Source organism: Leisingera sp. JC11, from assembly GCF_040704725.1.
Taxonomy (GTDB): Bacteria; Pseudomonadota; Alphaproteobacteria; order Rhodobacterales; family Rhodobacteraceae; genus Leisingera.
Window position 1 is genome coordinate 112,293 of record NZ_JBFCVS010000013.1, and the last position, 12,077, is coordinate 124,369.

At 66.2% G+C, this 12,077-nt stretch carries 12 protein-coding genes and 1 pseudogene; 12 read left to right on the plus strand and 1 reads right to left on the minus strand.

Features of this window, described 5'->3' with window-relative positions; genetic code table 11:
- Positions 1–130 precede the first annotated feature (130 nt).
- From AB1A62_RS15405 to AB1A62_RS15460, 12 genes and pseudogenes are all read left to right on the plus strand, one after another.
- A pseudogene (locus tag AB1A62_RS15405) lies at positions 131–538 on the plus strand (acyl-CoA thioesterase); the annotation flags it as partial.
- Positions 421–2,022, plus strand: coding sequence for an MFS transporter (locus AB1A62_RS15410; protein ID WP_366662338.1), 1,602 nt, complete (start codon positions 421–423; stop codon positions 2,020–2,022). The pseudogene AB1A62_RS15405 and the gene AB1A62_RS15410, both read left to right, overlap by 118 nt.
- A gap of 14 nt (positions 2,023–2,036) precedes the next feature.
- Positions 2,037–2,888, plus strand: coding sequence for a penicillin-insensitive murein endopeptidase (gene mepA / locus AB1A62_RS15415; protein WP_366662352.1), 852 nt, complete (start codon positions 2,037–2,039; stop codon positions 2,886–2,888).
- Complete coding sequence (locus AB1A62_RS15420) at positions 2,861–3,772, plus strand: esterase-like activity of phytase family protein (RefSeq protein ID WP_366662339.1); 912 nt, start codon at positions 2,861–2,863, stop codon at positions 3,770–3,772. Before mepA ends, AB1A62_RS15420 begins: the two co-directional genes overlap by 28 nt.
- A 203-nt stretch (positions 3,773–3,975) precedes the next feature.
- Positions 3,976–4,611, plus strand: coding sequence for a queuosine precursor transporter (locus AB1A62_RS15425; protein WP_366662340.1), 636 nt, complete (start codon positions 3,976–3,978; stop codon positions 4,609–4,611).
- Between the two features lie 264 nt (positions 4,612–4,875).
- Positions 4,876–5,295: an alternative ribosome rescue aminoacyl-tRNA hydrolase ArfB gene (arfB, locus tag AB1A62_RS15430; RefSeq protein WP_366662341.1), complete on the plus strand. Its 420-nt coding sequence runs from the start codon at positions 4,876–4,878 to the stop codon at positions 5,293–5,295.
- A gap of 65 nt (positions 5,296–5,360) precedes the next feature.
- Entirely contained in the window at positions 5,361–6,107 is a 747-nt protein-coding gene (locus tag AB1A62_RS15435; RefSeq protein WP_366662342.1) for an SDR family oxidoreductase, read from the plus strand.
- Positions 6,104–6,457: a cupin domain-containing protein gene (locus AB1A62_RS15440; protein ID WP_366662343.1), complete on the plus strand. Its 354-nt coding sequence runs from the start codon at positions 6,104–6,106 to the stop codon at positions 6,455–6,457. The genes AB1A62_RS15435 and AB1A62_RS15440 overlap by 4 nt, the downstream gene beginning before the upstream one ends.
- A gap of 84 nt (positions 6,458–6,541) precedes the next feature.
- Positions 6,542–7,564: a P1 family peptidase gene (locus AB1A62_RS15445; protein WP_366662344.1), complete on the plus strand. Its 1,023-nt coding sequence runs from the start codon at positions 6,542–6,544 to the stop codon at positions 7,562–7,564.
- A gap of 110 nt (positions 7,565–7,674) precedes the next feature.
- Complete coding sequence (locus AB1A62_RS15450; protein ID WP_366662345.1) at positions 7,675–8,151, plus strand: cytochrome C; 477 nt, start codon at positions 7,675–7,677, stop codon at positions 8,149–8,151.
- Positions 8,152–8,303: 152 nt separating this feature from the next.
- Positions 8,304–8,846 carry an isopentenyl-diphosphate Delta-isomerase gene (idi, locus tag AB1A62_RS15455; protein ID WP_174148381.1) on the plus strand — a complete coding sequence of 181 codons (543 nt, stop codon included), beginning with the start codon at positions 8,304–8,306 and terminating at the stop codon, positions 8,844–8,846.
- A 78-nt stretch (positions 8,847–8,924) separates the two neighbouring features.
- Positions 8,925–10,181 (plus strand): flavin-dependent oxidoreductase, encoded by a 1,257-nt coding sequence (locus AB1A62_RS15460; protein WP_366662346.1) that lies wholly within the window; start codon positions 8,925–8,927, stop codon positions 10,179–10,181.
- Between the two features lie 249 nt (positions 10,182–10,430).
- Here AB1A62_RS15460 and glpK read toward each other — a convergent pair whose 3' ends face one another.
- A complete protein-coding gene (gene glpK, locus AB1A62_RS15465; protein ID WP_366662347.1) occupies positions 10,431–11,921 on the minus strand; it encodes a glycerol kinase GlpK in 1,491 nt (496 codons plus the stop codon).
- Positions 11,922–12,077: the final 156 nt, after the last annotated feature.

Consider the following 12,077-nt stretch of genomic DNA (forward strand, 5'->3'; position numbering starts at 1 on the left):
GTTGACGCGCTGTAAACGGGTGGCATCACGGGCACATGCCATCAAGGAGCGCGCGCCGATGTACCCGATTGTCCGACTGATCAAGGATACCGTTCTGGCCAGCCGGATGGAGCGGCTGCCGATCACCGGCATGCATGTCTCCAGCCACATCTGCTGGCCCTGGGACCTGGACATGTGGATGGAGCTGAACAACGGCCGCACCATGACGCTGTATGATCTGGGGCGCACCATGCTGGCGCAGCGGGTGGGGCTGATCCGGTGCCTGCGCGAACGCCGCTGGGGGCTGACGGTGGCGGGGTCCTCGGTGCGCTACCGCCGCCGCATCCGCGGCTTCGAGAAGTTCGAGATGCGCAGCCGCACCGCCGGATGGGACGGGAAATTCATCTACGTCGAGCAGTCGATGTGGAAAAAGAACGGCGATTGCGCCAGCCATGTGATGCTGCGCACCGCCGTCACGGACAAAAACGGCATCGTGCCGCCGCAACAGGTGCTGGAGGCGCTGGGGCAGGACGCGGAAGCCTCGCCCGAGCTGCCGGGCTGGATCCGGGACTGGTGCGCGGCGGATGGCGGCCGGCCCTGGCCGCCGATGCAGGACGGGCTTGCCTAGGCCCCTGCCCGCCTGCCATACCTGAAGGCAACAATAACAAGAGGCCGGGTATGCAGCAGGTGTCCACGCGCAAGCGGATCTGGGGATGGTGGTTCTTTGACTGGGCCAGTCAGCCCTACCAGACATTGCTCGTCACCTTTGTGTTCAGCCCGTTTTTTGCCGCCGTCGCCGCCGAGCATTTCATGGGCCAGGGCCTGGACAGCGAGGGGGCCAAGGCGCAGGCGCAGACCGTGTGGTCGATGTGCCTGACCATAACCGGGCTGATAATCGGCTTCGGCGCGCCGTTCCTGGGGGCGCTGGCGGATATCACCGGCAGGCGGCTGCCCTGGATCATGATGTTTTCGCTGATGTATCTGATCGGCGCCTGGGGGCTGTGGTACATGGACCCGGGCGGCAGCAACCTGTGGTGGATGCTGGTCAGTTTCGGCTTTGGCTTCATCGGAGCAGAGTTTGCCCTGATCTTTGTCAACGCGCAGCTGCCGACGCTGGCCAGCCGCGAGGATGTGGGCGACATTTCCGGCTCCGGCTTTGCCTTTGGCTACCTGGGCGGGGTGATTGCGCTGTTCATCATGCTGTTGTTGTTTGTGGAGCAGGGCACCGGCAAGACGCTCATTGGCCTCAGCCCGGCCCTGGGCCTGGATGCGGAGGCCAAGGAAGGCACCCGTGCTGTCGGCCCCTTCACCGCGATCTGGTTTGCCGTCTTCATGATCCCCTATTTCCTGTGGGTGAAGGACCGCGGCGCGACGGGGCGCAAGGCCAGCCTGGGCAAGGCCTGGCAGATGGTGGTCAAGCTGGTCTCCGGGCTGCGCAACCGGCTGAGCCTGGCGAGTTACCTCGGCTCCTCGATGTTCTACCGCGATGCGCTGAACGGGCTTTACGGGTTCGGCGGCGTCTATGCCAAGCTGGTGCTGGGCTGGGAGATCACCCAGATCGGCATATTCGGCATCGTCGCCGCCTTTGCCGCCACCCTGTTCAGCTGGCTCGGCGGCAAGGCCGACCGGAGGTTCGGCCCCAAGCCGGTGATCATCACCTCGATCCTGATCCTGTCTTTCGTCTGCCTGATCATCGTTTCCATGTCGCGGCATCAGATTTTCGGCGTGCCGCTGGCCGAGGGCTCCACCCTGCCGGATACGGTGTTCTTTGGCTGCGGTGTGCTGATCGGCGGCTTCGGCGGCATCCTGCAGGCGGCCAGCCGCAGCCTGATGGTGCGCCACACCAGCCCCAGGGACGCGACTGAGAGCTTTGGCCTTTATGGATTGTCGGGGCGCGCCACCGCGTTTCTGGCGCCGATGCTGATCGGCGTTGCAACAACTGTCACCGGCAGCGCCCGGCTGGGGATCACCCCGGTCATCGGCCTGTTTCTGATCGGATTGGTATTGTTATTCTGGGTTCAAGGAGAAGGAGATCAGGGTTGAGACTGTTACTTGCCATCTGTCTGGCGGTTGCGGGACTGAGTGTTCCGGCAAGCGCGCAGACCCCCGCCAAGGCGCTGTTCGGGGCCAAGCCCAGCGCTTCACAGCAAAAACCCGCGCCGTTCGGCTCCTATGCCAAGGGCTGCGTGGCCGGCGCCGAGCAGCTGCCGGAAACCGGCCCCACCTGGCAGGCGATGCGGCTGAGCCGCAACCGCAACTGGGGCCACCCGGCAGCAATCGGCTTCGTCAAGGACCTGAGCCGCGTGGCCGCCAAGCAGCGCGGCTGGAAGGGGCTTTATATCGGCGACATCAGCCAGCCGCGCGGCGGGCCGATGCTGTCGGGCCACCGCAGCCACCAGATCGGGCTGGACATCGACATCTGGATGCGCCCGCCGGACCGGCTGAACCTCAGCCGCAGCGCGCGCGAGAACATCTCCTCGATCTCTATGCGCCGGGCCAAGGGGGCCTATGTGAACGCCAGCTGGACGCGGGCGCACCACGAGATCCTGAAAGCGGCGGCGCAGGACAAGCGGGTGGCGCGGATCTTCGTGTTTCCCGGCGCCAAGGTGCAGATGTGCAATGACGAGAAGGGCGACCGCCGCTGGCTGCGCAAGATCCGGCCCTGGTGGGGGCATCACTACCACTTTCATGTGCGGCTGAACTGCCCGCGCGGCGCGCGCGGCTGTGTTGACCAGGCGGCCCCGCCCAAGGGCGACGGCTGCGCCGATGCGCAGCAGTGGGTGAACAACATTCTGAACCCGCCGCCGCCGAAACCGGTTGACCCGAACGCGCCAAAGCCTAAACCACGGCGGGACTACACCCTTTCGGACCTGCCCAAGCAATGCGCCGCCGTTCTGCAATCAAACTGATCCTGGCTGTTGCCGCTGCCGCCGGCCTGGCGGCAGCCGGCTATGCCGCCAGCCGGCCGCTGGCGGCGGACAGCAAGGCGCAGTACCTGGGCAGCTATACCTGGACACTGAAAAAGCCCTGGTTCGGCGGCTTCTCGGCGCTGAAGATCACCGATGACGGCACGTCCATGGTGGTGCTGAGCGACCGGTCAACGCTGGTCACGACGGACATTCAGCGCAACGACGGCAGGATTTCCGGCGTCACGGCCCGCACCGCGCACCGGCTGCGCGCCTCCACCGGCAAGACCCTGCGCGGCTTTGCCGGCGACAGCGAGGGCCTGGCGGTCGCGCCGGACGGCAGCCGCTATATCTCATTCGAGGGTGCGGCGCGGGTGGCCCGCTACCGCCGCCCGGACGGCCCCGCCAAGGTGCTGCCCCGGCCCAAGGGGTTCCGCAAGCTGCCGCCCAACAAATCGCTGGAAACGCTGGCCATCGATTCCCGCGGACGGCTCTACACGCTGCCGGAGCGCGCCTTTGACAAGCACGGCCAGATCCCGGTCTGGCGCTGGAACGGCCGCCGCTGGTCGCGCCCCTTCAGCCTGCCGCCGCGCGGCGGCTTCCTGCCGGTGGATGCGGATTTCGGCCCCGACGGGCGGTTCTATCTGCTGGAGCGCGACCTGACGCTGCTCGGCTTCCGCAGCCGGTTGCGCCGCTGGGATATCACCGCTGCCGGGCCGGTGAATGAGACAACCCTGCTGCAAACCGGCCCCGGCACCCATGACAACCTCGAAGGCCTGTCGATCTGGGCCGGCGGCAACGGCGAGATGCGCGCCACCATGGTGTCGGACGACAATTTCCTGCCGGTGCAGCGCACCGAACTGGTGGAATACGCGCTGCCCCGCTGACGCAGCACACCCGCGCCGCGCCAGCGGCGCCCGGCCCAACCGCAAGGGGGCATTCCCCGAATGCACCCGGCGCGGGCGGGAGTGCGCGCCTTTCCTCCACTGGGCCCGGAAACCTTGCGGAACAGGCGCATACAGTTTAAAGGGGCCGGTCTTTTGCTGCTGCGGAGCCCGCTCCGCGGCCCCGGAACAAACGGATCCTGCGCATGACCCGCTCGCATATACCCGGCATTCTTGCCATGGCCGCCGTGGTGGTGGCCTCCAACGTCCTGGTGCAATTCCTGTTCGGCGACTGGCTGACCTGGGGCGCCTTCACCTATCCGGTGGCCTTCCTGGTGACCGATGTGATGAACCGCGTTTACGGTGCCGCGGCGGCACGCAAGGTCGTGGTGGCGGGCTTCATCACCGGGGTGATCTGCTCGCTCATCGGCACCCGGATCATGCTGGAAGGGGACGGCTTCACCTATCCGGCGGTGACCCTGCGCATCGCAATCGGTTCCGGCCTCGCCTTCCTCACGGCGCAGATGCTGGACGTCGCCATCTTCTCCGCCCTGCGCGAGGGCAAGTGGTGGCGGGCGCCGCTGGCCTCCACCCTGATCGGCTCCACCGTGGACACCGCGATCTTCTTCTCCGTCGCATTTTCCCTCTCGCTGGCCTGGATCGAGCCGGCCAACGATACCTCCTGGGCGGGCGACATGCTGCCCTTGATCGGCCACGGGCCGCTGGTGCCCTACTGGGTCTCGCTGGCCTTTGCCGATTGGCTGGTGAAACTGTCCTTGGCGCTGCTCGCGCTTGTGCCCTTCCGCATCATCGTGCGTTCGTTAACCAAGAAGACCACATGATTTTGTTTTGACATCTGCCGAATCTGTGGCAGGCTGGGGGTACACGAAACATCAGAAAGGAGGTGCCCATTGTCTAGAGAAGCTATGGAGAGCAGTGCCGGAACAGTTCAGAAGGAGTGCGGCCGAGGCAGCCCTTGGTACGTATAGACCCCTGAATTGGTGCTGACCTAACCGGTGCACCTCCTATCATCTCGAAGGGCTGTTCCCCGCGTGTGGAACAGCCCTTTCGATTTTAAAGCCCGCGTTCCGCAAACCGTCACAGACATGATCCGCATCAACGACCAAATCACCCTGCAGGACTGGGAAATGACCGAGAGCTTCATCCGCGCCTCGGGCCCCGGCGGGCAGAATGTGAACAAGGTGGCCACCGCGGTGGAGCTGCGGTTCGAGGCCGCCCGTTCGCCCGCGCTGGCGCCTGCGGTCAAATCCCGGCTGAAGCGGCTGGCCGGGCGGCGCTGGACCAAGGAAGGCGCGATCATCCTGCAATGCGACGAGACCCGCTCGCAGCAGCGGAACCGCGAGATCGTGCGCGAGCGGCTGGTGGAGCTGGTGCGCAAGGCGCTGGTGGCGCCCAAGCGGCGCATCGCCACCAAACCCACCCGCGGCTCGGTCAAGCGGCGGCTGGAGGCCAAGAAGCAGCGCGGCGAGCTGAAAGCGACGCGCGGTAAAATCGACCCGGATTGAAACCGCGGATTGCACCCGGCGCACGCGCGGCCCATGCTGGCGCAAACAACCGGGAGGATCAGATCATGCGGCTGGACGGAAAAACCGCCATCGTGACCGGCGGCGCTTCGGGCTTTGGCGCAGGCATCGTGCGCAAGTTCCTGGCCGAAGGCGCAAGGGTGATGATTGCCGATATCAACGGCTCTGCAGCAGAGGCGATGGCGGCAGAGCTGGGCGGCAATGCGATTGCGCAAACCGTGGATGTCTCGGACCGCGCCTCGGTCACGGCGATGGCTGAGGCGGCGCTGGCGGCCTTCGGGCAGCTGGATATCCTGGTGAACAACGCAGGCGTCACCCACCTGCCCGCGCCGCTGGAGGAGATCAGCGAGGACGACTTTGACCGGGTGATGGGCGTTAACATGAAATCGGTTTATCTGACCGCCCGCGCCCTGGTGCCGCATATGAAGGCCAACCAGCGGGGCGCGATCCTGAATGTTGCCTCCACCGCCGGGGTGTCGCCGCGCCCCAACCTCAACTGGTACAACGCCTCCAAGGGCTGGATGATCACCGCCACCAGGACGATGGCGGTGGAGCTGGCGCCGCACGGGGTGCGGGTCAATGCGATCAACCCGGTGGCGGGGGAAACGCCGCTGCTGAAATCCTTCATGGGAGAGGACACCCCGGAGATGCGTGCCAAGTTCCTGTCCACGATCCCGATCGGCCGCTTCTCGACACCGGAGGACATGGGCAACGCGGCCTGCTTCCTGTGCTCGGACGAGGCCAGCATGGTCACTGGCGTGGCGATGGAAGTGGACGGAGGACGCTGCATATGAAAACCGTGAATCTTGCCGAGAAGCTGGCAATGTTTTCCAGCCATTGGGACCCGCATGTGGTGGCGGATTACAACGGCAACGACGTGATGGTGGTGAAGTTTCAGGGCGAGTTCCCGTTCCACAACCACCCGGACACCGATGATTTCTTCCTGGTGCTCGAAGGGGAGATGGTGATGGACATCGACGGCCAGCCGCCGCAGACCGTGCGCGCCGGAGAGCTTTTCGTGGTGCCCAAGGGCGTCATCCACCGCCCCCGCGCCGAGCAGGAATGCAAAGTCCTGCTCATGGAACCCAAGGGGGAGCCGAACACCGGCGATCCGGCAACCGCAGCCCCCAAGCCGCGGATCTGACACGTCCGCCTTCTTCTTTGCGGAAAACACTCCCGCCGGAGGCAGCGCGCGCCGGCGCGCTTCATTCAAGAAGGACCAAACGACATGCTCCCCGGCCCCAAGAACCTGATCACCGACGTGCCCGGCCTCCTGGTCGGCAACGCTCAGGATGCGGCGCTGAAGTCCGGCACCACGGTGCTGACGGCGGCCTCACCCTTCACCGCCTCGGTGCATGTGATGGGCGGCGCGCCGGGCACGCGGGAGACGGATTTGCTGGCACCTGACAAATCGGTGGCCAGGATCGACGCGCTGGTGCTGTCAGGCGGCTCGGCTTTCGGGCTGGAGGCCTGCTCCGGGGCGATGGATGCGCTGCACGCCAAGGGCCGCGGCTTTCCGGTCGGGCCCGCACGGGTGCCGCTGGTGCCCGGAGCGATCCTGTTTGACCTGCTGAACGGCGGGCAGAAGGACTGGGATCAAAACCCTTACCGCGCCCTGGGGCGGGCGGCCTTTGAAGGGGCGGCGGAGGACTTCGCCCTTGGCACCGCCGGCGCAGGCGCGGGCGCGCTGACCGCGATGCTGAAGGGCGGGCTGGGGTCCGCCTCGCTGGTGCTGGACACTGGCGTGACGGTGGGCGCGCTGGTCGCCGCCAATCCGCTGGGCGCCGTCACCACGCCGGGGGAGCGGCATTTCTGGGCCGCCCAGTTTGAAATCGGCGGGGAATTCGGCGGGCTGGGCCCGGACAATGCCGCCGGACTGGGCCGCACATTGGAGAGCCGCAAGATCGAGGCCATTCAGAAACTGGGCGGCGCCCCGCTGCCGCCGGAGCGCGCCAATACCACCATCGCCATCGTCGCCACCGATGCGGCGCTGACCAAGGCGCAGTGCCAGCGCCTGGCCACGGCAGCGCATGACGGCATCGGCCGCGCCATCGTGCCGGCGCATTCCCCCGGCGACGGCGATCTGGTCTTTGCCGCCAGCACCGGCGCCAGAGCGCTGGACGCACCGGACGCGGAACTGGGCCAGCTCTGCCATGCTGCCGCGCTGTGCCTGAGCCGCGCCATCGCACGCGCGGTCTATCTCGCCCGCCCGGAACCGGGCGATCTTCTGCCCTGCTGGGCCGCGCCATGAAACACCGCAGCTTCCTGCCGGGACTTTGATGCGCGTCAAACTGCCGGTTGACACTGCCGGCTAATAAATCATGAGTCACACCTGCCAACTCATAGACTGGAGCAAGCAATATGAAACCTCTTTTGACTGCCGCCATTTTCGGCCTCCTCGCCGCCCCTGCCTTTGCCGAAGGCGACCCGGCCAAGGGCGAGAAGGGGTTCAACAAGTGCAAGTCGTGCCACATGGTGGTTTCCGACTCGGGCGACGTGATCGTCAAGGGCGGCAAGACCGGCCCGAACCTGTGGGGCCTGGCGGGCCGCCAGGCGGGCACCGCCGATGGCTTCAACTACGGCGATGACCTGGTCGCGGCAGGCGAAGCCGGGCTGGTCTGGGACGAAGAGAAATTCGTTGCCTTCGCCGCCGACCCCAAGAAGTTCCTGCAGGCCGAAACCGGCAACGCCAAGGCCAAGTCGAAAATGTCCTTCCGCCTGAAGAAGGGCGGCGAGGACATCTATGCCTTCCTGGCCAGCCACGGCCCGGCCCCGGCAGAGGAAGCCGCAGCCGAAGAAGGCGCGGCTGAGGAAGGCGCGGAAGCGGCCACCGAATAAGCCCTGAAACCGTCAAGGGCGGGTGTGAAGCCGCGGCATTTTCGCCGCGGCTTTTCGCGTAATTGCTTTCCGTGCCCGCAAACGTTAGCGGTAGTCTCTATAGCTGTCGAAATGCGGCAGGCCGCAGAACAGAAAACCGTCACGGACACAGCATGAGCCATATGATTCCCGCCTGGGTGAACGGTGAATTGACACCGGTTGACAAGCTGGCCGCGCATGAGCGCGGGCTGAAGCACAAGGCGGTCTCCGTCTTTGTGGTGAAAGGCGTGGAAATCCTGATGCAGCGCCGGGCGATGGGGAAGTACCACACGCCGGGCCTCTGGGCGAACACCTGCTGCACCCATCCGAAATGGGACGAGCAGCCCTCAGCCTGCGCGGTGCGCCGGATGAACGAGGAGCTGGGGCTGACCGGCCTCTACCCCGAGTTCCGCCACCACCTGGAATACCGCGCCGATGTCGGCAACGGGCTGGTCGAGCATGAGGCGGTCGATGTGTTCCTGGCCCATGCCCACCGGCCGCTGCGGATCGCCGCCAACCCGGATGAGGTGATGGAAACCCGCTGGGTCGACTACCACGACCTGCTGGCCGAGGTGAGCCGCCATCCGGAGCGCTTCACCCCCTGGCTGAAGATCTACCTGCACAACTACGCCGACGTGATCTTCGGTCCCGACCTGATCATCGCCGGACGGCGCTGACCCCTTTTCTTCCCTGCCTGCTTGCCCTGCTGCGTGCACCGTGGTTATCTGCCTGCGCAAATAGGGAGTATACTTATCATGTCCATCCTTATCGCCGGCGGCGGCATCGCCGGGCTGTCTCTTGGGCTGACACTGCATCAGATCGGGGTGCCGTTCCGCATCTTCGAGGCCGCTCGCACGCTGAAGCCGATGGGGGTCGGCATCAACCTGCAGCCCAACGCGGTGCGGGAGCTGCTCGACCTGGGGCTGGAAGCAGAGCTGGACGCCATCGGCGTGCGGACCCGGCAGCTGGGGTTTTACAGCAAACTCGGCAGGACGATCTGGGAGGAGCCCCGCGGCTTGGGCGCAGGCTATGCCTGGCCGCAGTATTCGGTGCACCGGGGCGAATTGCAAATGGTGCTCTACCGGGCTCTGGCGGAGCGGGCCGGGCCGGATTGCCTGGAAACCGGCGCACGGGCCGCCGGGTTTGAACACACGGGCGGCGGCGCCGCGCTGCTGCTGGCGGACGGACGGCGGATCGAGGGGGCGCTGGTTGTTGCAGCGGATGGCATCCACTCCGCCCTGCGCGCGCAGATGGTGCCGGATGAGGGCGCGCCCATCTGGAACGGCCGCATCCTTTGGCGGGCCACCACTAGGGCGCCCGCCTTCAAGGGCGGCGCATCGATGGCAATGATCGGCCATGACCACCTGCGGCTGGTGGCCTACCCGATCTCCGCGCCAGATGCGGAGGGCCGCGTCATGATGAACTGGATCGCGGAGAAGAGCTTTGATCCTTCTGCACCCTGGCGCCGGGAAGACTGGAACCGGCCCGCAGACATCCAGGAGTTCCTGCCGGATTTCGAAGGCTGGCGGTTTGATTGGGTCGACGTTCCGGCGCTGATCCGCGGGGCGGAGGTTGTTTATGAATACCCGATGGTGGACCGCGATCCGCTGGCGCGCTGGACGGTCGGGAACGTCACGCTGATGGGGGACGCTGCGCATCCGACTTATCCGGTGGGGTCGAACGGCGCCAGCCAGGCCATCGTGGACGCGCGGGTGATCGGCGCGAAACTGCTGGAGCACGGGGTGACTGCCGCCGCGCTCCAGGCCTATGAGGCAGAGGTGCGTCCGGTGACCACGGCAGTGGGCCAGGCCAACCGCGCTGGCGGCGGGCCGGACGGGGTGCTGCAGCGGGTGGAGAACCTCTGCGGCGGAGATTTCCGGGACATCAGCGAGGTTATTCCGCGTTCTGAACTGGCCGCCCATGCCGCCAAGTACAAGTCGATTGCGGGCTTCTCCATCGAGGAACTGAACGCGCGCCCTCCGACCATTCCGGCAGGCGCCCGCGTGAGCTGAGGCACTCCTGCGGCCAGCCGCGGGTCAAGGGCAGCACAGCCGCCGTGCCGCAGGCACGGTTCACCCTTGAGGCGCGGATGGGCGTGAACACACTCGATCAGGCGCGTTTAAGGGCAGACCTGCCCTTAAACCGCTTCTCAGCGAAAAAAACGCCGCGCAAAGCGCGGCGCTATGCCCAACTGTGAGGCACATTCTTTGAATGGGCAGGAGCAGGCGGGAGCGCCCCGCCCTGCCCCTCACGCCGCAGGGTCAGACTCCAATCACGGCCTGGACAGCGCGCTGCCAGCGGGCATAGGCCGCTTCGCGCGCGGCGGGCTGCATCAGCGGCGAGAACTGGCGGTCGAGCTTCCAGGTGTCGGCAAAGCCGGTCTGGTCCGGATAGATCCCAGCGCGCATCCCCGCCAGCCAGGCGGCGCCGAGCGCGGTGGTTTCCTGCATCACCGGGCGGTCGACAGCAGCGCCCAGAAGGTCCGACAGGCTCTGCATGGTCCAGTCGCTGGCGCTCATGCCGCCATCGACGCGCAGGGTCACGGTGTGGTGGCTGTCGTCCTCCCAGTCGGCGCGCATCGCCTCATAGAGATCGCGGGTCTGGTAGGCGACGCTTTGCAGCGCGGCGCGGGCGAACTCCGCCGGGCCGGAGTTGCGGGTGAGGCCGAACATGCCGCCGCGGCACTCAGGCTCCCAATAGGGCGCGCCGAGGCCGGTGAAGGCCGGCACCAGGATCACGTCCTGCCCCGGATCCGCCTTGGCCGCCAGAACGCCGCTTTCACTTGCCTTGCCGATGATCCCCAGCCCGTCGCGCAGCCATTGCACCGCGGCGCCGGCGATGAAGATCGAGCCTTCGAGCGCATAGGTGGGCTTGCCGTCGAGCTGATAGGCGATGGTCGTCAGCATCCGGTTCTTCGACACCACCGGCTCATCCCCGGTGTTCAAGAGCGCAAAGCACCCCGTCCCGTAGGTGGATTTCATCATTCCCGGCTGGAAACAGGCCTGGCCGATGGTCGCCGCCTGCTGGTCGCCCGCCACGCCCAGGATCGGGACCGGGCCGCCCAGAATCTCCGGGATGGTGGTGCCGAACTCTGCGGCGCTGTCCTTCACCTCCGGCAGCATCTGCTGCGGTACGTCCAGCAGGTCGCTGATGGTGCGGCTCCAACGGCCCTTGCGGATGTCATACATCAGCGTCCGCGCCGCGTTGGTGGCGTCAGTCGCGTGGGAGACGCCGCCGGTCAGGCGCCAGATCAGGAAGGTATCCACCGTGCCGAACAGAAGATCGCCCGCCGCGGCCCGCTCGCGCGCGCCCGGTACGGTGTCGAGGATCCATTTCACCTTGGTGCCGGAGAAATAGGGATCGAGCAGCAGCCCGGTGCGGTCGGCCACCATCTCTGCATTGCCCGCCGCGCGCAGTTCTTCGCAGATGGCGGCGGTGCGGCGGTCCTGCCAGACAATAGCGTTATGAATGGCCTTGCCGCTGGCCCTGTCCCAGACCACGGTGGTTTCGCGCTGGTTGGTGATGCCGATGCCCGCGATGTCCGCGGCGGAGACGTCCAGCTCCGCCATCACCTTGCGGCAGACCGCGACGGTGGTTTCCCAGATCTCCTCCGGGTCATGCTCCACCCAGCCCGCTTGCGGGTAATGCTGGGTGAACTCCTGCTGCGCGGTGCCCGCGACCTGCATTCCTGCATCAAACAGGATTGCCCGGGTCGACGTGGTGCCCTGATCAATTGCCAGAATATAGGTCATCGGCTGCCCTCCAGTCTCCTCTGACCGGGGACAATAAACGCAAAAGTGCTACCGCTACCAGCCCCTACTAAAAATTTAGTTTAGGGACTGCGATATTGTCAATCAGGCGGATGCCGTCCATCCAGGCCGCGGCCAGCAGGCGGGCGGGACGGGAGG

Bases quoted from the DNA above. Each gene is read 5' to 3' on its own strand.
- AB1A62_RS15420 (WP_366662339.1), top strand. From the start codon at position 2,861: ATGCGCCGCCGTTCTGCAATCAAACTGATCCTGGCTGTTGCCGCTGCC.
- AB1A62_RS15425 (WP_366662340.1), top strand. From the start codon at position 3,976: ATGACCCGCTCGCATATACCCGGCATTCTTGCCATGGCCGCCGTGGTG.
- arfB (WP_366662341.1), top strand. From the start codon at position 4,876: ATGATCCGCATCAACGACCAAATCACCCTGCAGGACTGGGAAATGACC.
- AB1A62_RS15435 (WP_366662342.1), top strand. From the start codon at position 5,361: ATGCGGCTGGACGGAAAAACCGCCATCGTGACCGGCGGCGCTTCGGGC.
- AB1A62_RS15440 (WP_366662343.1), top strand. From the start codon at position 6,104: ATGAAAACCGTGAATCTTGCCGAGAAGCTGGCAATGTTTTCCAGCCAT.
- AB1A62_RS15445 (WP_366662344.1), top strand. From the start codon at position 6,542: ATGCTCCCCGGCCCCAAGAACCTGATCACCGACGTGCCCGGCCTCCTG.
- AB1A62_RS15450 (WP_366662345.1), top strand. From the start codon at position 7,675: ATGAAACCTCTTTTGACTGCCGCCATTTTCGGCCTCCTCGCCGCCCCT.
- idi (WP_174148381.1), top strand. From the start codon at position 8,304: ATGAGCCATATGATTCCCGCCTGGGTGAACGGTGAATTGACACCGGTT.
- AB1A62_RS15460 (WP_366662346.1), top strand. From the start codon at position 8,925: ATGTCCATCCTTATCGCCGGCGGCGGCATCGCCGGGCTGTCTCTTGGG.
- glpK (WP_366662347.1), bottom strand. From the start codon at position 11,921: ATGACCTATATTCTGGCAATTGATCAGGGCACCACGTCGACCCGGGCA.